Source organism: Burkholderia sp. YHN3-13, assembly GCF_055810675.1.
Genome location: NZ_JBVVNQ010000002.1, coordinates 106762 through 127655 on the forward strand (window position 1 = coordinate 106762; position 20894 = coordinate 127655).

Annotated in this window: 16 protein-coding genes and 1 pseudogene; 2 read left to right on the forward strand and 15 right to left on the reverse strand. The window is 63.9% G+C overall.

Annotated features, from left to right (window positions below; translation table 11 throughout):
• Position 1: 1 nt before the first annotated feature.
• The 3 genes from AC0KUR_RS05415 to AC0KUR_RS05425 are packed head-to-tail and all read right to left on the reverse strand — an operon-like array spanning position 2 to position 2589.
• Positions 2–1072, reverse strand: a complete 1071-nt coding sequence (locus tag AC0KUR_RS05415; protein ID WP_069706391.1) for an MSMEG_0568 family radical SAM protein — start codon at positions 1070–1072, stop codon at positions 2–4.
• On the reverse strand, positions 1065–2087 hold the full coding sequence (locus AC0KUR_RS05420; RefSeq protein WP_473375499.1) for a Nit6803 family nitrilase: 1023 nt from the start codon (positions 2085–2087) through the stop codon (positions 1065–1067). Before AC0KUR_RS05420 ends, AC0KUR_RS05415 begins: the two co-directional genes overlap by 8 nt.
• A gap of 19 nt (positions 2088–2106) precedes the next feature.
• Positions 2107–2589 carry an MSMEG_0572/Sll0783 family nitrogen starvation response protein gene (locus AC0KUR_RS05425; RefSeq protein ID WP_034189492.1) on the reverse strand — a complete coding sequence of 161 codons (483 nt, stop codon included), beginning with the start codon at positions 2587–2589 and terminating at the stop codon, positions 2107–2109.
• A 382-nt stretch (positions 2590–2971) separates the two neighbouring features.
• On the opposite strand from AC0KUR_RS05425, the gene AC0KUR_RS05430 reads away from it, so the two are divergent.
• Positions 2972–4363: an aminotransferase-like domain-containing protein gene (locus AC0KUR_RS05430; protein ID WP_473375500.1), complete on the forward strand. Its 1392-nt coding sequence runs from the start codon at positions 2972–2974 to the stop codon at positions 4361–4363.
• Positions 4364–4497: 134 nt separating this feature from the next.
• On the opposite strand, the gene AC0KUR_RS05435 is transcribed toward AC0KUR_RS05430, so the two are convergent.
• Positions 4498–5556: a porin gene (locus AC0KUR_RS05435; RefSeq protein WP_051701016.1), complete on the reverse strand. Its 1059-nt coding sequence runs from the start codon at positions 5554–5556 to the stop codon at positions 4498–4500.
• A gap of 449 nt (positions 5557–6005) precedes the next feature.
• Between AC0KUR_RS05435 and AC0KUR_RS05440 the strand changes: the two genes are divergently transcribed.
• Positions 6006–6740 carry a helix-turn-helix transcriptional regulator gene (locus AC0KUR_RS05440; protein ID WP_034189490.1) on the forward strand — a complete coding sequence of 245 codons (735 nt, stop codon included), beginning with the start codon at positions 6006–6008 and terminating at the stop codon, positions 6738–6740.
• Between the two features lie 74 nt (positions 6741–6814).
• On the opposite strand, the gene AC0KUR_RS05445 is transcribed toward AC0KUR_RS05440, so the two are convergent.
• The 11 genes and pseudogenes from AC0KUR_RS05445 to AC0KUR_RS05495 form a co-directional block, all read right to left on the reverse strand.
• A complete protein-coding gene (locus AC0KUR_RS05445; protein ID WP_226104047.1) occupies positions 6815–7522 on the reverse strand; it encodes an ABC transporter ATP-binding protein in 708 nt (235 codons plus the stop codon).
• The gene (locus AC0KUR_RS05450; RefSeq protein ID WP_200088855.1) at positions 7519–9294 is read right to left on the reverse strand and encodes a branched-chain amino acid ABC transporter ATP-binding protein/permease; all 1776 of its coding nucleotides are present in this window, start codon (positions 9292–9294) and stop codon (positions 7519–7521) included. Before AC0KUR_RS05450 ends, AC0KUR_RS05445 begins: the two co-directional genes overlap by 4 nt.
• Entirely contained in the window at positions 9272–10117 is an 846-nt protein-coding gene (locus AC0KUR_RS05455) for a branched-chain amino acid ABC transporter permease (RefSeq protein WP_034189488.1), read from the reverse strand. Before AC0KUR_RS05455 ends, AC0KUR_RS05450 begins: the two co-directional genes overlap by 23 nt.
• A gap of 4 nt (positions 10118–10121) precedes the next feature.
• Positions 10122–11306, reverse strand: coding sequence for a substrate-binding domain-containing protein (locus tag AC0KUR_RS05460; protein ID WP_473375501.1), 1185 nt, complete (start codon positions 11304–11306; stop codon positions 10122–10124).
• Positions 11303–12763: an indoleacetamide hydrolase gene (gene iaaH, locus AC0KUR_RS05465; protein WP_473375502.1), complete on the reverse strand. Its 1461-nt coding sequence runs from the start codon at positions 12761–12763 to the stop codon at positions 11303–11305. The genes AC0KUR_RS05460 and iaaH overlap by 4 nt, the downstream gene beginning before the upstream one ends.
• 195 nt (positions 12764–12958) lie before the next feature.
• Positions 12959–14191 carry an MFS transporter gene (locus AC0KUR_RS05470; RefSeq protein ID WP_473375503.1) on the reverse strand — a complete coding sequence of 411 codons (1233 nt, stop codon included), beginning with the start codon at positions 14189–14191 and terminating at the stop codon, positions 12959–12961.
• 133 nt (positions 14192–14324) lie between these two features.
• On the reverse strand, positions 14325–15377 hold the full coding sequence (locus AC0KUR_RS05475; RefSeq protein WP_049031827.1) for a carbon-nitrogen hydrolase family protein: 1053 nt from the start codon (positions 15375–15377) through the stop codon (positions 14325–14327).
• Positions 15378–15529: 152 nt separating this feature from the next.
• On the reverse strand, positions 15530–16489 hold the full coding sequence (locus AC0KUR_RS05480; RefSeq protein ID WP_473375504.1) for an AraC-like ligand-binding domain-containing protein: 960 nt from the start codon (positions 16487–16489) through the stop codon (positions 15530–15532).
• Positions 16490–16557: 68 nt separating this feature from the next.
• Positions 16558–17717, reverse strand: a pseudogene (locus AC0KUR_RS05485) (alpha-hydroxy-acid oxidizing protein).
• Positions 17718–17809: 92 nt separating this feature from the next.
• On the reverse strand, positions 17810–19156 hold the full coding sequence (locus AC0KUR_RS05490; protein ID WP_034189484.1) for an MFS transporter: 1347 nt from the start codon (positions 19154–19156) through the stop codon (positions 17810–17812).
• Between the two features lie 263 nt (positions 19157–19419).
• On the reverse strand, positions 19420–20856 hold the full coding sequence (locus AC0KUR_RS05495) for an aldehyde dehydrogenase (RefSeq protein WP_473375673.1): 1437 nt from the start codon (positions 20854–20856) through the stop codon (positions 19420–19422).
• Between the last annotated feature and the right edge of the window lie 38 nt (positions 20857–20894).

The following is a 20894-nucleotide window of genomic DNA, read 5'->3' on the forward strand; positions in this document are numbered from 1 at the left end:
GTCATACCTCGTAGGTCGACAGCGACGAGCAGGCACCGCACTTTCCGCAGCCTGCCTTGATGTCGGCGGAGCGCATGCCGGCATCGCGCAGCATGGCGCCGAGCGGTTCGAGCACCGCCCGCATGAATTCCGGCGACGGCGCGGGATGACTCTCCAGCGGCGTGCCGCTGATCGGCACGAACGGCACGACGAACGGATACACGCCCAACCCGATCAGTTCGCGCGACATGTCGAGGATCGCGGCCGCGCTGTCGCCGAGCCCGGCGAGGATGTAGGTGCTGACCTGTCCGCGGCCGAACACCGCGACGGCCGCGCGGAATGCCGCCATGTAGCGGGACAGCGGCACGCTCGCCTTGCCGGGCATGATCCGTTCGCGCACGGCCGGCGTCACGGCTTCCAGATGCATGCCCAGCGTATCGATCCCGCTTGCCTTCATCCGCTCGAACCAGCCGTCGTCGTCGGGCGGCTCGCATTGCGCCTGGATCGGGAGATCGACGGCCGCCTTGATCGCGAACGCGCTTTCGCAGAGCACGCGCGCGCCGCGGTCGGGCGTCGGCGGTGTGCCGGTCGTCAATACCATGTGCTTGACGCCGTCGAGCAGGACCGCCGCGCGCGCCACCTCGGCGAGTTGCTCAGGCGTCTTGCGGGCGATCGTCCTGCCGGCTGCGAGCGACTGGCCGATCGAGCAGAACTGGCAGGTCTTGCGCCGGCTCTCGTAGCGAATGCAGGTCTGCAACACCGTGGTCGCCAGCACGTCGGCACCGTGCAGCGTCGCGATGTGCGAATACGGCACGCCCTCCAGCGTCTGCAATGCGTAGAAGCGCGGGTTCGACGGAAAGCTGATGCTCGCGATCGGGATGGTGCCGCGCGAGAGCTGGCTGACGCCCGCCGCGTCGGGCGCCCCCGCGACGAACGGCGAATCCCACGCGGTGCTCGTGTGCACCGGCACCATGATGGTCACGCCGTCGACCGTCACGGCCTTGTGATCGGACGGCCCGGCGCCGCCGCGCCGGCTCGCGGCGCCAACCCGCGGATCCGCGAGGCGCAGCCCGACCGACTGCAGTTCAGTCATCAATTGCCGGCTCTGCACCGACGGTTTCGCGTTCACGCTCATGGCAGTTTCCCTCGAAGTCAGGGGCGGCCGACCCGTTGATCCCCATCGGGGTCACCGTCGCCGCCGGCCGATCGTTGATGGCAAGGCTCAGCAGTTCCGGCCGCGCATAGTGGCCGACCGAGTCCATCATTCGCTTGCGCTTGGTAATCAGCGACATGTCCAGGTCGGCGATCACCATCCCTTCGCCGGCACGCAACGGCTCGGCCAGGTGCTGCCCCTCCGGGGTCACGATCGCGGTATTGCATCCGCCGCGCAGGGCCTTCTGCAGATTCGGATCGCCCGTGATCGACTCGATCTGGGCATCCGTCAGCCAGCCGGTCGCATTGACGACGAAGCAGCCGGACTCCAGCGCGTGGTGGCGGATCGTGACCTCGATCTGGTCCGCGAAGATCGGGCCGACCAGCGATCCGGGGAACTGGCTGCAATGAATTTCCTCGTGCTGCGTCATCAGCGCATAACGGGCGAGCGGGTTGTAGTGCTCCCAGCACGCGAGCGCACCGACCCGTCCGGCACCGGTCCGCACGACCTTGAGTCCGGCCGCATCCCCCTGCCCCCAGATCATCCGCTCGTGAAACGTCGGCGTGATCTTGCGGCGCTTCAGCGCGAGGCGCCCGTCGCCGTCGAAGATCAGCTGCGTGTTGTACAGGCTGCCGTGGTCGCGCTCGTTCACGCCGAGCACGACCACCATCCCGTGCAGGCGCGCGCGCTCCGCGACCGCATGCGTCACGGGCCCCGGCACCGTCACGGCCTGCTCGTAGAGCCGCATGTGATCGGCGCCGGACGCGACCGGCGTCCGCACGAACGAGAAGTACGGGTAGTACGGCACGAATGTTTCGGGAAAGACGATCAGCTGGACGCCCTTGCCGGCGGCCTCGTCGATCGCCGCGCAGACCTTGTCGAGCGTGCCGCCGGTGCGTTCCAGATCGGGCGCGATCTGGACGGCTGCCGCCCGGACGATGCGTTTGTCGGACATGATGGCACCCGTGATTCGATCAAACGGTCCAGGTATGGATGATCAGCGCGTTCTCCTTGCGGTGAAGCAGCTGGATATCGAGCACGTCGAGCGGGTTGATCGGCCGGATGCCCTCGATCAGCGACGCTTCGCCATGCCCGTAAAGCGCCTGCAATGCAAAGCGGCACGCATAGACTTTCCCGCCTTCCTCCATGAACTTCACGAGCTGCTTGTTGAAGTTCAGATGGCCGGGAAACGCCTCGTCGCCCAGGGTCGGGAACCCGCGTTGCAGGCCGAGCGTCACGCCGGGGCCGTAGAGCAGCACCGACGTCTCGAACCCCTTGCGCTGCAGGCGGGTCGCCTGCAGGAGGTTCACGAAGCCGATCGACCCCTCGAACGCAACCGTGTGGAACGTCACGAGCGCCTTCTCGCCCGCTTCCGCCTTGACGTCTTCGAATACTTTTTCCTCGTAGTCGACGAGGAAATCTCCCTTCTTGTGCAGAGGCTGATTGACTGCAGGCATGGCACGCTCCGTCTGGAAATGAGTTGAATGAGATTCCCGAACGCTTTCGAATCCGGGCGAACTCATTAACGCAACGCATATGCCAACCGGGCCGCGCCCCGATGCAATCACTCTGCAATCATTCAATCCAAAAATGCCGCTGCAGTCGGTTCGATCCTTGCGTGCCCCAATCCGGATCCAACTGAAAACGGCCCGTCCGGGCCGAACGGCGCACCTGACTGATGCAGCACGCATGAACCGGTGCGCGCCCAACGTGCATCGATGCATCAATCCGATACACGATGCAATCAATGCAATCAGTCGGCTTCCACGGCGCGATATATATATTTTTCGATTAATGCGCCATGCTAACGTTTTGATGAATCGTCAAATGGAAACAGGTATGGATTACGCAATCCATCATTGGTCGAAGCGCTTGCTGGAAAGCAGGAAACCGGCCTATCAGCTGATCCCCGACCTCATCGAGGAAGATCTTGCGGCCGGCCGGCTGAAACCGCGCGACCGCCTGCCCGGGCTGCGCGATCTCGCCGGGGCGCTGAACCTGAACTACACGACGGTCGCCCGCGCGTATGCGGAAGCCCGCCGACGCGGCTTGCTCGATACGCGGGCAGGAAGCGGCACGTTCGTGCGCGGCCCGACGCAAACGGTCCAGCTGTCGGGCGGGAGCAGCATCGAGATGTCGATGAACATGCCCCCTGAACCGGCCGAGATGGTCGGCCGGCTGCAACAATCGGCGGCGGCATTGTTCGCCGCCGCGGACCCTTACCAACTGATGCGATATCAGGATTTCGGCGGCACACCGGCGGATCGCGCCGCCGGCCGCGCATGGCTGGCCCATCGCCTGCCCGGCTGCAGCAGCGATACCGTGCTCGTTTGTCCGGGAATCCACAGCGCGCTCGTCGCGCTCGTCTCCCGGCTTGCGCGCCGCGGTGATTCGATCTGCCTCGATTCACTCGCGTACCCCGGCATCAAGGCCATCGCATCGCAACTGGGCGTCCAGTTGCAGCCGCTGCCGCGGGACGACGACGGGCCGTTGCCGCATGCGTTCGAATCGCTCTGCCGAAGCGGACAGCCCGCGGCGCTGTACTGCAACCCGACCCTGCAGAATCCAAGCACGCTCACGATACCGTTCAGGCGCCGCGAAGCGCTGGCGGATATCGCGATGCGCTACAACGTGCCCATCATCGAGGACGACGCGTACGCGATGCTCCCGCAGAGCGCCCCGCCGCCACTGGCGTTGCTGGCCCCCGAACTGACCTACTACGTGACCGGCATGTCGAAGAACCTCGGCGCCGGGCTGCGAATCGCCTACCTGCTGGCGCCGACGGTGCGCGAAACACAGCGTATCGCGGGGGCATTGCGCGCCACGACCGTGATGCCGAGCCCGTTCACGATGCTGCTGTCCACCCAGTGGATCAACGACGGCACGGCAAGCGAGATGCTGGCCGCCATCCGATCCGAGGCGCATTCACGGCAGGCGATCGCCAGCCGCGTTCTCGGCGCATGGCCTTTCGACGCGCATCCCGATGGTTTTCATCTCTGGTTGCCGATTCCCGGCGAGTGCCAGTGGACAGCACCGGATCTCGCGCAATATCTGCGAAGCCGGAGTGTCGCCGCCGTGGCAAGCGCGGCATTCTCGACCGACGGCAACCCGCCGGACGCGATTCGCATCTGCCTCGGCGGCCCGCAGGATCAGGAGCGCTGCCGCGACGGCCTGCAGCTTGTCGCCGACGCACTGACCGACGCACATCATCTTTACAGTGCCGCGATGTAGCCGCGCCGGGTAGCGGACGGATCGCACGAACCGGACGCCGCGCGACGCATCCACTCACATGCGCATCGTATTTCGACGCACGACCAAGCGCTGCCGGCCCGCCCCTGCACCACCGGCACGTGCCGCCGCACCAGTCAGAACTTGTGCCGAATGCCGATCCTCGCCGCGGTCTGAAAACTCGTGCTGGACGGCGATCCGAGCGCTGCTTCGATTTGAGCGCCGTGCGCATGATCATGCGCGAGCGCCCCGACGAAATACACGTCCGTGCGTTTGGAAATGAAGTAATCGGCCCCGATGGTCGCCTGATTCGCGCTGCCGACCCCGTTGTTGCGCTGCTGGAACTGGAACCCGGCGCCGAGCGAGAGGTCGGGCCTGACAAAGTAAGTCACGCCGCCGTCATAGGTCAGCGCGCGCGCTTGGGTGCCGCTGCTCAACTGGACATCGGTCACCACACCGAATATCTGCGCTTTCCCCAGGCTGTATGTTGCACCGCCGGCGTATTCCGTCAAATTCGCGGAGCGGGTCGCGTTATGCTGCTTGAAATACGACAGCGATGCGGCGAGCCCGCCCCGGTTGTAGTTCAGCAGGAAGTTCATCGCGCTGTTGGTGCCCAATGAGCCGGCCACATTGCCGAAACCGTACATGGCACCGACACTGAAGCCCGAAATCGTCGGCGAAAGATACTTCACCGAGTTATTGACGTTGTCGCCCCACAGTCGGTTATCCAGCGTATACCCGCCAGCCGCATACGCCGGAATGCCCCACGCGAGGATACCCGCGGCCGTGTTTCCCGCGATCGAGTACGCGGGGAAAATATCGCCGATGAAGTCGTATTGCCGCCCGAGCGTCAGCGTCCCGAACCGCCCGTCGAGGCCGACGAAGGCCGCGCGGTTGAACAACAGCCCGCTCTGCGCCAAGGCCCCGTTGGAAAGTTGAAAACCGCTTTCGAGCGTGAAGATCGCCTTGAGCCCGCCACCCAGGTCCTCTTTGCCTGTCAGCCCCCAACGATCTCCCTGCGACGACCCGGACGTGAACTGCACGAGCGCGCCATGTCCGGTGCCCGACGTTGCATTGTTCGTGTACGTGATGCCCGCATCGACCAGCCCGTACAGCGTCACTGACGACTGCGCATGTGCCACGCCGCACCCAACCGCGGCGCACACCACCATGCTTCGCTTGATGATCCTGTTCATATCGCTATCCTAATTTTATGGCGTAGTTTTCGTTGACGAAAATGGCTGAGGAACACGTCCCGCTGAAAATGCGCTGGAATCGTTTGATCAATGGGCAGGCGTCTGCGGGTAAACCTCCGGCTTGCCTCCACGACGAACGGTCTCAACACGTCCGCTTCCCACTGCGCGTCCACTTTATGACCGACGTTTTTTGAGCCCCATCGTCAGAAATGTCGATGCGGAAATCCCGGTCAGTGGCGGCGGCATTCAGGGTCCGCCGCGGGCATCCCTTTCGGCCCGAAAACAGGCGGCGGATGCGACTGCGGCATGAATACAACGGACCGGCAAAGGCCGCACGTTCGTTGCTGATCGGGATTTTTTACGCTGCTATGATTGATGCGTAATGCGAACCAGTCTTCCAAGACTGTCGCGCGTGCCGTCTCCCGACTCCTCCTACCGATGAGGCCCCCTTGAAGCCACCAGTTCACGATCTCACGCTCGACGAACTCCGACTTTTCGGCGACATCATCGGGCGGCTCGAAGAGCTCGGACCGATCGTGGATGTCAGACGTGTCGTTTTGTCAGACTTGACCCGGTTGTTGCGATCCGATTTCTGCGTGTCCTACAACTGGGATGCCGAGAAAGGGACCTACGTCGACCCGATTGCGGTCAACGTCGACTCGGATCACGTGCGTCGCTACACAAGCTGGTATCAGCACAATGACCCGATGACGGCGCAGCTCTGCAGGATGCGCCGGGCCACGTTCGTGGAAGAAGTGATGGACCGGCCTGCCCTGGAGAAAAGCGAGTTCTATAACGAGTTTCTCGCGCAGGATGGTTTGCATCACGGGATCAACGTGTTCGTTTTCGACGGCGAACGCCAGCTCAGCGACCTGAGAATCTGGCGAACCAGGAATCGGCCTGAATTCGAGCTGCGCGACAAACTCGTGCTCGATGCGATCGAGCCGTTCCTTTGCCGCGCCATCAAACGTCGGGCAGGCAGCGCGACGGGGCTCACGGACCGTGAGAGCGAGATCGCCCAGCTCGTCGCAAAGGGTTGTACCGATCAGGATATCGGCCGCCTTCTCTGCATCAGCTTGTCGACCGTACGCACCCATTTGCGGCGGATCATGGACAAGAAGGGATTCTCCAACCGTGCGGAGCTGGCTGCTTCCGTCGCCGCGGCCGGAACGGCCGCGCCGTGACGACGATTGAACGGCGCGGCCGACGCTCAGGTACGTCAGGTACGCACGAGCGGCGAATTGCCTGATACGAAAGCCTAAACCGCCAATACGGCTTCGAGCCGGTCGCGCGACATATCGATCGAGTCGCCCGACAGCACGACCTCTCCATGATCCAGACCGATGAAATGGTCCGCGATCGAAGTGAGAAACGTCAGATTCTGTTCGACCACCACGAACGCCGCGCCTTCCTCGATTCGAGACCGGATAACGGATGCCATCCGCTCCAGGTTCTCCTGCTGAACGCCTTCCGACGGCTCGTCGATCAGCGTGAGCGGCGAACGCTCCGCGATGATCCTGGCGAAGGAAAGCAGCTTCTTTTCACCCCCGCTCAGCTTCCCGGCTGCCTGCGGCAACCGCTCTTTCAGACGCGGGAAAATCTCGAACAATTCTTCGTATGCTTCCAGGCTTCTTGTCCTGAATCCGAGGGTCAGGTTGTCTGCAACGCTCAAATTGTCGAAGACAACCCGTTCCTGCGGCGCATAGCTCATCCCCAGACGTCGCCGTTGGTGCGACGGTACTTTTCCTACTTCACCGCCGTTGACCGTGACTGCCCCGGAAGTGGGCTGGATAACACCTGTCAGGGCGCGCATCAGTGTCGACTTGCCCACACCGTTGCGGCCAAACACCCCCAGGACATTACCCGCGGCCACCTCGCCACTGATTCCCTTGAGCACCATCGTGTCGCCGTAACCCGCGACGATCGACGAAAACCTCAACACGGCTTCCCGCCGGCGTTCGCTCACTTTCTTCCTCCCGAGTAGACGGCCTTGACGTCTGCCGACATCTTGATCTGCGACAGCGATCCGACCGCGAGGCTTCTTCCCTGATGCAGGACCACCACGTTGCCGGCGATCTTTTCGAGTGCGCTCATGTCATGCTCGATCACGATGGCTGACGCCTCCAGTTCGCCCACGGTCGACGTGATCGCGTCCATCATGTGACGGGTTTCGTGCGCCGAGAGGCCGGCGCACGGTTCGTCGAGGAGCAAAAGACGCGGCTCGGTGATCGCCACCATCGCGAACTCCAGCATCTGGCGCATCCCTTGAGACAGATCGCCCGCACGAACCGCCAGATTCGATTCGAGAAACCCGAATTTCCCGAGCGTGCGTACGCGTTGAACCGAGTTCCAATGCAGCGGCGCCGCGCTCAGCATCTCCCGAGGACGTATCCGGTTCGCCCACAGGGCGATCTGAAGATTCTGGTCGACCGACAACCGGGCAAACACCGCGGGAATCTGAAACTTGCGGCCGATGCCCAGTCGGGCGACCTGCCACGCCTGAGAGGACGAAATCTCGGTCCCGCGAAAGTGAATTTCACCTGAACGGACCGGCAAGCGGCCCGTCATTGCGTTGAATGTCGACGTCTTGCCGGCGCCATTCGGGCCAATGAAACAATGGATGACCCCGGCTCCCACCTCGAGATCGAGCCCGTTGAGAATGTTGACGCCCCCCTGGCTGACTTCCACCTTGCGGAAACTGAGCAGCGCGGATTGAGCCGGCCGCCTGTCGATCGTCGCGATCTCGTGAGCATCTAGCCGTTTCTCCGGAATGCTGTTCGCGACGCGCAGACCCGCCATCCGGGCAAGCGCGGCGGCCGCGCCGGCCAGGCCGTCGGGAAACAGCCGCACCACACCGATGAAAATCAGCGCGACCAGCACTTCCCAATAGGTGAACAGATCGCGCCAGGTCGCGGCGAGCAGCCCGATCACGACGGCACCGAGTTGCGCGCCCAACGGACTGCGCTTCCCCCCGACGGCTGCCCAGATGACGAACTGCGCCGACAACGCGACGCCGACCGCCTGAGGGCCGACGAGACCCTCGTGAGGCGCATACAGCGCGCCGCCCAGACCCGCGATCGCGCCCGAGAGGCCGAAAGCGGCCGCCTTCAGCCGGTGCGTCGCGAATCCAAGGAACTGGAGGCGATCCTCATTCTCCGAGAGGGCGGCCCAGAGCGTCCCGATGGGGCGGCGACTCAACCAGGTGATCCCCGCCGTGACGACAACCGCGGCCACGGCGATCACGTAATACAGGTTTCCATACCGGTCGGTCATCGGCAGGTCGGGAATATCGGTGAGCCCGTTGAAGCCGCCGGTGACGCTGCTCCATTGATTGGCCAACAGAAATCCCAACATGCATGACGCAAGGGTAATCAGCGAAAAAAACGGCCCGCTGTCGATCCGGCGCGCAAAGACGATCAATCCGATGGCATAGGCCAGGGCCGCCGGTACCGCGACTGCAAGCGGAAGCAGGACGATCTGCCATTCGCCGCCGGCCGCGGCCGCGGCGCGCAATACCAAGGCGCTGACATACGCGCCCAGCCCGAAGAACAGGCTTTGGCCCAGCGGCAAAAAGCCCGCATTCCCCCAGCACAACGCAACGCCTTGCGTTGCCATTCCATACAGCAACAGAAGCCCGATCTGGTTTGCACTGTAGTCACCGGCCCACAGCGGCAAGCTCAGAAGAACCGCAGCCGTGACAACCTGGAGGGCCGTTTCAACGGCGCGAGACGAGGCCATTCGGGCGACTCCACAAGAAATAGATGGACAGGATCAGAACGGCGGTATAACCCGACGTCTGATCGATGAAACTCGACACCGCGACCTGCGTTCCGCCGATGACGAACGTGCCGACCGCGAGACCGAGCAAGCTGCCCAGGCCGCCGACCACGAGCACGAAAAACGAATTGAGCAGATAGTCGAGGCCCATGTACGGCTCGACCCGCACGATCGGCGCGAGCAACACCCCCGCCAACCCGGCCAGCACCACCCCCGTGATGAACGTGCCGCTGGCCAGCCGGGTCGTATTGATGCCGGCCGCCCTGGCAAGAAGGGGATTCGCGACCATGCCCCGAATCCGCGCGCCCGTCTGGCTGCGGCCATACCATGCCGCGAGCGCGGCGAATGCCAGGCCCACCGCGAGCATCATCGCAAGCCGGAATGCCGGATACGGGGTGCCCAGGACATCGATCGATGCGCCATCCGCGCCAGTCACGTCCTGGTAACCCTTTCCGAACAATGCGACCACCCCTTCGCGCAGCAGGATCGAAACGCCCCAGGTGGCGAGCAAGGTATCGAACGGCCGCTCATACAAGGGACGAACCAGCACGCGTTCGACGATCCAACCCACGGCAGCGCATACGACGATCGCCACGGGTATGGCAAGCAAAGCGGGTAATCCGAAACGCTGCACGACGACCACCGAGTACGCGCCCAGCATGATGAACTCGCCATGCGCCATGTTCAGCACGCCCAGCAGCCCGAACACGATGGCCAGACCGATCGTCGTGAGCGCGAGGGCCGCACACGCGTACCCGAGATTGAGAAGATGGGAAAGCAGCATGACGTCAACCCGCACCCGCTCCGCTCGCACAGGTCTCGGCCGAGCCAAGCTGCGAGAACGTCTTGACGATGTCGTATCGCACACCTGATGCCCTGGCGAGGAAGATGTCGGCCGTCACGTTGCGGGACTTCATCGTGACCACGCCGCGCGGGCCTTTGTAGCCTGCCCCGTCGGAGGCCTTCGTCAGATCGCCGATCGACGCGGAATTCGCCTTCCTGGCCATCGCGTCATACATCAGGACGCCCTCGTACGTCGACTCGCCGATGCTGCTCAAAACCGCCGACGCGCCGAACCGCTTGTGATAACGCTCCAGAAACGGCGCGGACGTTGCGGTCGGCGTCGCGAAAAAGCCGGACGCCGAGTAGAGGTTCCTGGTGTTGGACGCACCGATCCCGATCAACGTGTTTTCCTCGATCATCGTGCCGAAGCGGATCATCCTGTCGCCGAGACCGAAGCTCGCAAAACTTCTGTTGAACGTGACGGCCGACCCGCCCACCAGCGTGATGAACACCGCATCCGCCTTGCTGTCGCGAATTTTGCCCAGTACCGCGTCGAAGTTGTCGACGTCGAACGGAACGTACTCTTCGCCGACCACGGTCGCGCCGGAACCCTGAATCGCGTTTTTCGCCACTTCGTTCGACTTGCGCGGCCAGACGTAGTCGTTGCCGATCAGGAACCAGCGCTTGACCTGGTGCTGGGCGGTCAACCACGGAATGACCGGCGTCAGTTGCTGCGCGGGCGTCTCGCCAACGAAGAACGTGCCCTTCGCGCAATCGCCCCCTTCGTACATCGGGGTATAGACGTAAGGCACCTGGCCTCGGAACAGACTTTCCAGCGCCGTGCGGACAGCACTATCGTGCGATCCGACAAAGACCTCCGCCTTGTCGCGCTTCCACAGGCGCAGCGCCGTCTGCGCGGACTCGGAAGGCGCGGCGCCGGCATCTCCCACCAGCAACTCGAGCGGGCGCCCCAACACGCCCCCGCGCGCGTTGATCTCGTCGATCGCCATCGCTGCGCAGTTTTTGCAGGCTTGACCGAAAAATGCGGCCGGCCCGCTCATCGGCGCCATCAGCGCCAACTTCAGCGGCTGGTTTGCCGCGCGAACCGACACCGGAACGAGCCCCCCGGCGCCCACCGCGGCACTGGCGGCACCGAGCGCAATACTTTTCAGGATATGTCGACGATTCATTTGCTTGCCTTCCTCGTTAAGCCGTTGCCGGATGATTGAACGTGTGCGTCGAGACGCGGGAACGTCGCCGCACACAGGACACGCTCCATTTCCTTGCCGATCTGCAGGATTCGCTGATCCGAATACGGCGCACCGTCCAGCGCCAATCCAACCGGGAGGCCGTCCCGGGTCAGGCCTGCGGGAACGGTGATGCCGGGTACCCCTGCGTTGCTGCCCGGTTCGGTATTTCGTGTGTATGCGGCAAAGACATCGAGCGCTTCAGACCCGACCGCCACGGTTTCGGCGCCGATGCGGCAAGCGGGAATCAGCACGGTGGGAAACAGCAGCGCATCTGCCTCCACTTCGCGAAGACACGCCACGTAGGACGTGCGGGACCGCTCTCGCGCGAGGAGCGCTTCGGCGTATTCGGCCGCGGAAATCGCACCGGCCCCCAGGATGTCGCCGACGATCCGGATCACATCCGGGCTCCTGATCTGGGCAACGATCTCCGGGAACGTCACGGCCACGCCGCCTGTTTCCAGATAGCGGCCCACGGCGCCGCCGAACTCGAAAAAAGGAATGGTTGCGTTCTTCTTCGCACGAAAAAACGGATAACGTCGCAGGTCCACGTCAACCAGATCGAAGCCCGCATCCTTCAGCGTCTGCAGCGCACGTTCGAGTACCGGCCGTGCGTCGGGCGACAACCCCTCCCACAACGTCGAGTACGGAACTGCCAGGCGAGCGTCACGTGCATCGTCGGCAGCGGGCGGCGCTGAACCCCTTCCAGACAGGATCGCGTCCAGCAACATCACGTCGGCAACGGTGCGGGCGATCGGGCCGACCGTGTCGCGCGTGGGCGATATCGGCACGACGCCCTCGGACGGATAACGTCCGTGCGTGGGACGAAAGCCGACCAGCCCGCACAGCGCCGCCGGGATGCGCACCGATCCGCCCGTGTCGGTGCCGAGCGCCGCCGGCACCGCCCCGCTCGCCACCAGCACGGCCGACCCACCGCTGCTTCCGCCGGGAATTCTGGACGGGTCATACGGGTTGCGGGCCGGGCCAAAAAATCCGTTGTCGTTGGTGCAGCCGAAAGCGAGTTCGTGCATGTTCGCTTTGCCGGCGACCAACGCCCCCGCCTCGACCACACGCGCCACGACTGGCGCCTGCGCTCGAGGAACGGCGTGGCGAAGCGCGGCCGTTCCAGCCGCTGTCGGCATGCCCGCGCAGTCGATGTTGTCCTTGATCGCCAACGGAATGCCGGCAAGTGACATCCGGCCTGTCCGGGCTGCGAGCGGTTCGTCGTGGGCTCGCGCCGATTGCAACAACGTCTCGGGGTTGAAATGTGCGAACCCGTTCAGCGACTCGGTGTTGGCCTGTTGATCCACCAGCGCCTGTACGTATTCCAGGCAGGAGATCTCGCGTCGATCGATCGCGCCTTTTGCGTCGACGACTGAAAGCTGCGGCAGGGTGGGCATCTACGTCTCTCGTACATTGCGGTCTTCGTAGATTGCGCGTCGGCCTTTTTGTCGCGCATCGTCAGAAATGACGACGCAGTCAACCCTGACAGCGTCGCTTCACCGCCCCTGGTACAGCCCCGCGACCGACGTCAGTGGCCCTGGTCGCGCGAGTCCGCGCAACGGTCCGACATCCGCCTGCCCGTTGCCGAACGGTCAGGCCGCGTCGATGGTCGAGACGGCATGCTTCGACGTCGCCGCGGGCACCGTTTCATCGAGAAACATTCCCACGAGCGCGCTCACCAGCGACACGCCTCCGACGATCAGCATCGGATAACCCAGACCGAACGTGTCGGCGAGCCCGCCTGCCACCACCGGCATCAGGACCCCGCCAATCAGTTCACTGACTGCGGTGGGAACGCCCACGGCCGAGCCGGTCAGCGTGGACGGGACGGATTCGCAGGGAATCACGGCAAGAAAGAGCGGGGCGATGCCGAAGCCGCAAATCCCGGCAGCAAAGAGGTTGGCGAACATGACGACCGGCGACGCGTGACAAAGAACAAACGCCAACATCAGGATGCCGTAACAAGCCGCGGAAACGACGAGCACGATCCGCCGCCCGAGCCGATCCGATATCGCCGGAACGGCGATCATCCCGATAAACCCGCCGAAACCCCATCCGGATATGATCAGGCCGACCGTGCCGAGACCGAGGCCCACGACTTTGGTCAGATAGAGCGCGACGAACGTCGAGAACACGAACAGGCCCGTCTGGAACAGCGATCCGATGACCGTGGTCAGCCAGATGTTCTTGTATCTCAGCACGGTCAAGGGGCCACCCGATGCCGAGCGGGCCTGCGTGTCGCGACCGGGCTCCGTCTTTCGCATGGTCCGGCCAATCAGGAACGTCAGCAACAGCCCCGGAATGCCGAGCACGAAAAACACCCACTCCCAGCGCATATGCATCACGAGTTGGGTCGCGATGATCGGTCCGAGGCCGATACCCAGAAGAGGGAAAAACGACTGGTGGATGCCCAGATTCAGGCCGCGCCGGCTCGGCGTCGATATTTCGTCGATGGTCGCGACGCTGGCGCTGAACACCCCCCCCTCGCCCACGCCGAGAAGGCCTCGCACGAGCAGCATGCCGTGGAACGACTTGGCGACGCCGGTAAAGGCAGTCATCACCGAGAAGAAGATCGACGACCCGAGCAGAATCTTGCGGCGCCCGTGGCGGTCGGACAGGCTCCCGAGCACCCATGTCGAAATGGCCCAGGTCAACGCGAGCACCGAGGCGATGGCGCCTGCCTGCGTATTGTTCAGTTTCAGCTCCGGCAGCAGAACCGGAAACAGGTACACGATGACCAGACGGTCGAGACCTACGATGCCGAACAGCACCGCAAGAAAGATGACCATCTTCCATTCGTAGTCGCTACTTTCCTTGTATTTCATATCGCCATCCTAACTATATCGTCGTGACTGAATGACCGTTGATTCGAAGAAAAACCGCCAAGCCCACCGGGCCGCGAAACGAAAACCTCCGGCCGGCCCGCCATGACACGACATGGCGGGCCCGATGGTCCCGCTACCGATCTCCGCCGCTGCCCGCAAGCCCGGGCGGGCAGCCGCCGTCTGATGAGGCTAGATCGTCGGCGGCCGTCTCCGCCGGCGTTCCGTCGAGTATTTCGGCGACAGGGGGGCGCGGTCGCCGGTCGATCAACAATCGCAGCACGTCGGGCCGCGAGTAATGCCCCGCGGGATCGAACACGCACTTCGACAGCGATTGCGTGCCGAGATCGATATTGGCGTAGAGCAGGCCTTCCGCGGTTTCGTCAATCTTGTCGAACAACTCCGCCCCGTCGGGCCCGTATCCAACGCTATGGCCACCGCCCGCCCGCAACAGCTGACGTTTGTCCTCGGTGTCGCAAAGATGCTCGACCATCTCCTCGGTGACGACGGTCGACGGCGCGAGGACGAAGCACCCGCCTTCGACGGCATAGGTCCGCGAAACCGCGTTGTTCACCTGGTGGCTCAATGCGCTGGCGAATTCATAGAGGGAAAAGCTCGGCCACGCGGCAACATGGACCTGTTCGCCTTGCGCATACATGGCGGCTTTGGTCAAAGGCTGCACGTGTTCGGCACAACACAGCGCGCCGAGCTTGCCCAACGGACTGTCGATCACGGTCAGGCCGCTGCCCTCCCCGTCACCGAAAACCGTCCGTTCGAGGTGGGTGGGTTTGAGTTTCTGCCGTTGCAGCAGGGTCTCGCCGTCGGGGCCGATCATCCATTGGGCGATATACAACGAGTGGCCCTTGCGCTCCGAGAGCCCCATCACGACCGTGATGCGATTTTTCCTCGCCGCGTCCCTCAGTGCATCGGCTTCCGGACTGTCGTAGCTCAGCGAGTTGTCGAAGTAGCGCTGAACATAGCCCTTGCTCATATACCAGGCCGGTGTACCGAGCCAGACGTAGAACGGATAGCCGGGCAGCCACACTTCAGGGAATGCGATCAGCGCGGCGCCGGCCCGCGCCGCCTCTTCAATCAAGCGGATGGACTTTTCGATTCCGGCCTGAAGATCGAGGAAGGCCGGGGCGGCCTGCACGACAGCCGCTTTGAACTGGGGATGATTGAGCGCCAAGATACTCCTCCACGACTCGCGGGACGGGACGCCCGCAACGTTGTAGACGAAGTGTCCGGGGCCAATATGGCGGACGCTTGACTCTGACAGAACAGGATTTTTGCTTATGCTGCCAGCACGCGGGATCGACGTGCAGCCCGCTCAGCGGCGATTCAGACAGCGTCGCGATGCGTCGCACGGTAGTCGCGCGCGGACATGCCGAAGTGACGCCGAAACGTGCGACTGAAATGCGATGCGTTATTGAAACCCCACGCCATCGCAATATCGGTAATCGAGCGGTTTGCGTAGGCGCGTTGCCGAAGCCACTCGCCGCATCCGTCGAGTCGGGCCGTACAGATGATCTCGCCGATCGACTCTCCGACCTCGGCGAACAGCCGGTAAAGATAACGGCTGGATACCCCCAGTGCATCGGCGATCTGTTCGGGTCCCAGTTCCGGTTCGCGAATACGGTCACGGATCAACGCACGTGCGCGGAGCAGATGCATCTCTTTCACGTTGGATTTGGGCAGCGGGACCGTGTTGAAATAATCCGCCAACGCCAGCGCGACCAGGTTCGCGGACACATCGCCAAGCCGCTCGCAACCGGTCGTGGCGCCTTCGTCCGACGAAAGCGCCCGGTGCAGGGACGCGATATGGTCCGCGGCGATCCGGCGGATCCCGGTGGCCGCGGGAATCCTCACCGCGGTGTGCTGCCGGCCGCACGGCACCCATTTCTCCAGCGCCTTGCGGGGAAAGCGGATCGTGTAATGCTGCCCGGAGAAATGCCAGACGAAACTGCGCGACGAATCGAACAGCACCATGTCGGCAGGGCCGACGAACGCGGTGCGGGTATCCTGCTCGATCGCGCCTCGCCCTTCGGTCTGGATCGCCACGAGCAGGTAGTCGTCCGCCGTGCGCCGCACTTCGTCCCAGTCATGCGCCGCGACGTGATCGACCGCCGAGATCCGCGACACACACACGCCGTCGGTGTTCACGCTCGAAATCTCGCCATGAAACCCCTGATCGGACTCGGTCCGGAAAACCATCGGGACGCAGCTGGCCCGAACCTGATCCGCCCATGCCTGAAGCCTGTCGTCGCGATGGTAATGATCCGTGGTCGTCACTTGATTCATGGCACGAGGTTCCGGCGGCAGATACGCGAGAGCGTTAACCCGGACCATTACGCATCCAAAATCCGGCGTCAATGCGCAATACCCCGGGACGGCCGCTTCGAAACGTAGCTGCGATCGAGCGCCTCCACCGAGCGACAACCGATGAGGGCGAGCGTCCGGTCCGTTTCCCGTTTGATCATCTCGATGACGTCGCTCACGCCGGCTTCCCCTCTGGCCGCCAACCCGTATAACGTGGCGCGCCCCAGCATCACGGCCTGGGCCCCAGCGCGATCGCCTTGACGACGTCGGCCCCCGTCCGTATGCCGCTGTCGAGCATGATCGTCGCGCCCGCGATGCGCTCGACGATGTCCGGCAGCACGTCGGCTGTCGCCGGCAGGGCGGCGAGTTGCCTGCCGCCATGGTTCGAAACGATGACGCCGTCCGCGCCGAGCGCGACGCACCGCGCGGCATCGTCGGCCGTCACGATGCCCTTGACGAGGAGCTTGCCCGGCCATTCGTCCCGCAGGCGGCGCAGGTCGTCCCAACCGAAACTCGCATCCATCTGTCGGCGCAGGATCGCGGCCTGCGAGGCCGTGTCCGATGCATCGTCCGTCGCGAAATTCTTCAGCTCGGGCATGCCGTTCATCAGATAGGACCAAAGCCAGCGCGGGTGCGATAGTCCGTCGACCGCCGCACGTGCACTGGCCTTGAACGGCATCGCGAAACCGTTGCGAAGATCGCGTCGGCGAAAGCCGTTGACCGCGACATCGGTGGTGAGGATCAGGGTCGAATAGCGCGCCGCGCGGGCACGATTGACCAGGCTCTTCGCGAGGTTGCGATGAACGACGTACAGTTGAAACCACAGTTCTCCGTCGGCCCCCTTTGCCACCTCCTCGATGGACATGTTGGAAGCCGTCGACAGCGCGAACGGAATACCGGCCTTGCCCGCCGCGCGCGCAAGGGCGAGGTCGCCCTTCGGCCAGAAAGCGCCATTGAGGCCCGTTGGCGCGATCACCAGCGGTAACGGGTTCCGCCGGCCCAACAACGCCACGGACTGCGCGCGTGTGCTGACGTCCGACAGCCGGCGCGGCAACAACTGCAATGTGTCGAACGCCGAACGGTTATGCGTCAGCCCCGATTCATCGTCCGCCGCGCCTTCCAGATAGTCGAACACCATGCGTGGCAGCCGCCGTCTGGCTTCGTCTCGATAGTCGCTGACGGAGAACATGCCGGGAAATCCTGTTGTCATGATCGGGGTACTGTCGGAGTCAATCGTGATGCAAAAAAACGCGGCGCGCCGGCGTGCGGTTTCGCGCGCCGCTGTCGACCGGACGAGCGAGGTCAGGCGCCATTGATGGGCGGAATATGGCGACGCACGATCATCAGGCAGATGAACACCATCGCCATCGCGGCGCCCAGCATGCCCAGGTATGCGGACGCACCGCCCTGCGTGATCACGAATGCCCCCGCGAACGCGCTGAGAATCGCGCCAAGCCGCCCGAACGCGAGCGCGGACGCGGTCCCGGTCGCGCGAATCTCGGTGGGATAGACGTACGCGCAAAGGGCATACATCGTCGACTGGACCGCGTTCACGAAGAGGCCGTGCAGACCGATTCCGAACACGAGCAACGTCGTGTGGGCGGACACGTCGAGACCGCGCAGGAACAGCGCGCTCGCGGATGCCATCAGGCAACAGACAAGCAAAGGCCAGCGCGATCCGAACCGACCGATTGCCAGCGCGCAGCCCATTGCGCCGAATACGCCGCCGAGGTTGTAGGCGGTCAGACCGGAACCGGCCACCGACGGGCTGAGCCCCTCGCCCGCCAGCATCGTCGGCAACCAGCTGAATGCGCTGTAGACCGCGACCAGGTTCATGAAGAATGCGACCCAGATCGCCACAGTGTCACGGCCCTGATGGTCCGCGAACAGCGCACGAAAGCCCGGGCGCGGTCCCGCCTTCTGCTCCTTCTGATCGGCGAACACGGCGTCCGGCTGAATCGAGCGGGACATGCGGGTCAGGAGGTGACGCAATTCGTTCCAGCGTTCGTGACGGCGGGCAAGATAACGCGGTGATTCCGGCATGACGAAATACAGCAGCAGCGCCAGTGCCACGGGAAGCGTGCCGCCGATCAGAAAGAGTCCCCGCCAGCCGTAATGAGGCAGCACGACGCTCGCGAACAGCCCCGCCAGCATGCCCCCGAGCGGTACGCAAACGATGGTGGCGGTCACGGCGAGCGTGCGCCGGCGCGCAGGCGTGAATTCCGCCGTCATGGTCGTCGCGCTCGGCAGCGCACCGCCGATACCCAGTCCCGCGAAGAAGCGCAGGATCGCGATGGTCGTGACGTCCGGCGACAGCGCGATCGAACTCGTCGCCAAGCCGAATACCAGCACGCTCCCGATGATGGCCCAGCGCCGGCCGAACCTGTCCGCGAACAGCCCGGCGAACGCGCTGCCGATCCCCATGCCGACGAGGCCGGCTGCGACGGCGGGCGCGAATGCGTTGCGCGTGATGCCCCATTCCTTGATCAGGCTGGGAATGGCGAACCCGATGAGTTGCCCGTCGAATCCATCCATCACGATCGCAAGCGCGGCGAGCAGGACGACCGTTCGCTGGAACGCCGAGAACGGTCCATCGTCGAGGGTACGGCCGATGTCTACCGTCGGCAGAAGAGGATTACGATCGTTCATTTCGCTCTCCCCGCCAGATTGGTCAAGTCTGAATCGCATCGCCGGGTAATCCGTGTTCCGACGTGACGGTCAAGCTCGAACCGGATGCGATCGAGCGACAACTCGAAATTGACGACAGGCATTGCAGTCTCCTTGTGCCGATCGCTCGTCGTTCGAGGAGCGAAGGCTACTCACCGGTATATCGTTGTTGTTTTGTTCGCGTCCACGATCCGGAGGCCCGTCTCTTCCACCATGAAAAAGACGCGCCCCGACCGCGGCAACGATCAGAACGGGTAGTGACGAGGCGTCGTTTGCACGGTGATCCAGCGCAAATCGGTAAATTCCGCAACTCCGGCTTTGCCGCCGAAATGCCCGAAACCACTGGACTTCATCCCGCCAAACGGCATTTGCGCCTCGTCGTGAACCGTCGGCCCGTTGACGTGGCAAAGCCCGGACTCGATACGCCGCGCGACCGTCAACGCGCGCGCGACATCACGGCTGAAGACCGCCGCCGACAGACCATATTCATTGTCGTTCGCGCATGCGATGGCCGCTTCGTCTCCATCGACGCGGACGATCGCCTTGACGGGCCCGAACGACTCCTCCCGGTAGATATGCATGTCCGCCGTCACGTTATCGAGCAACGTGGCCGGCATCAGCGTGGTATCGGATTTCCCTCCGCACACCAGGGTCGCGCCTTTCGCCAGCGCGTCGTCGATCAGGTCGTTGCATCGCCTGACGGTCGCCATGTCCACGACGGAACCGAGGACGGCCGGGCCCTTTCTCGGATCGCCAAGCGGCAGGCTCTTGGCCTTCTCGGCCAGACGCGCGACGAATTCGTCGGCGATCGCCGTGTCGACGACGATGCGTTCGGTGGACATGCAGATCTGGCCGGAATTGGCGAACGCGCCGAATGCCGCGCCTTGCACGGCAGCGTCGAGGTCGGCATCGTGAAGCACCAGAAACGGCGCCTTTCCGCCGAGTTCAAGTACCGAAGGCTTCAGATACTTCGCGCACTGGGTCGCGATGATGCGGCCGACGCGCGTCGAACCCGTGAAGTTCACCCGCCTGACCGCGGGCTCGGCAATCAGCGCTTCGACAATGTCGCCGGCATTCGCCGGCGCATTCGTGACGAAGTTCACGACGCCGCGCGGCAGCCCCACGTCCTGCAATGCCTCGATGATGAGGCCGTGGGTCGCGGGGCAAATTTCGGAGCCTTTGAGCACGACGGTATTGCCGCACGCCAGCGGCAACGCAACCGCACGCACGCCCAGGATGACGGGAGCGTTCCACGGTGCGATCCCGAGCACGACGCCGGCAGCCTGCCGAACCCCCAGCGCGAGACTGCCGGGTACGTCCGACGGAATCACTTCGCCCGAGATCTGCGTGATCATCGCAGCGGCTTCGCGCAATCCGTCGGCCGCAAGCTTGACGTTGAAATCGGCCCACAGGCGGGACGCGCCCGTTTCGGTTGCCATTGCCAGCGCGAAAGCGTCGCCCTTTGCCTCGAGTGCCTCCGCCGCTCGATTCAGCAACGCGCGTCGCTCGCCCGGCCCCATCGCCGACCATGCGGGAAACGCGGCGGCCGCGGCGTGCACCGCGGCTTGTGCATCGGCGACGGTCGCGGCCGGCGCCGTCGAGGCGACCGTGTCGTCGAGCGGGTTACGGCGCTCGAATGTCGCCCCGTCGCGAGCCATCGTGCGCTCGCCATTGATCAGCATCGCTACCTGATTCACTTCCGTCTCCTCGAATATGTTTG

Coding starts and splice junctions, on each gene's coding strand:
- AC0KUR_RS05415 (WP_069706391.1), bottom strand. CDS start 1,072: ATGACTGAACTGCAGTCGGTCGGGCTGCGCCTCGCGGATCCGCGGGTT.
- AC0KUR_RS05420 (WP_473375499.1), bottom strand. CDS start 2,087: ATGTCCGACAAACGCATCGTCCGGGCGGCAGCCGTCCAGATCGCGCCC.
- AC0KUR_RS05425 (WP_034189492.1), bottom strand. CDS start 2,589: ATGCCTGCAGTCAATCAGCCTCTGCACAAGAAGGGAGATTTCCTCGTC.
- AC0KUR_RS05430 (WP_473375500.1), top strand. CDS start 2,972: ATGGATTACGCAATCCATCATTGGTCGAAGCGCTTGCTGGAAAGCAGG.
- AC0KUR_RS05435 (WP_051701016.1), bottom strand. CDS start 5,556: ATGAACAGGATCATCAAGCGAAGCATGGTGGTGTGCGCCGCGGTTGGG.
- AC0KUR_RS05450 (WP_200088855.1), bottom strand. CDS start 9,294: ATGGCCTCGTCTCGCGCCGTTGAAACGGCCCTCCAGGTTGTCACGGCT.
- AC0KUR_RS05455 (WP_034189488.1), bottom strand. CDS start 10,117: ATGCTGCTTTCCCATCTTCTCAATCTCGGGTACGCGTGTGCGGCCCTC.
- AC0KUR_RS05460 (WP_473375501.1), bottom strand. CDS start 11,306: ATGAATCGTCGACATATCCTGAAAAGTATTGCGCTCGGTGCCGCCAGT.
- iaaH (WP_473375502.1), bottom strand. CDS start 12,763: ATGCCCACCCTGCCGCAGCTTTCAGTCGTCGACGCAAAAGGCGCGATC.
- AC0KUR_RS05470 (WP_473375503.1), bottom strand. CDS start 14,191: ATGAAATACAAGGAAAGTAGCGACTACGAATGGAAGATGGTCATCTTT.
- AC0KUR_RS05480 (WP_473375504.1), bottom strand. CDS start 16,489: ATGAATCAAGTGACGACCACGGATCATTACCATCGCGACGACAGGCTT.
- AC0KUR_RS05490 (WP_034189484.1), bottom strand. CDS start 19,156: ATGAACGATCGTAATCCTCTTCTGCCGACGGTAGACATCGGCCGTACC.
- AC0KUR_RS05495 (WP_473375673.1), bottom strand. CDS start 20,856: ATGCTGATCAATGGCGAGCGCACGATGGCTCGCGACGGGGCGACATTC.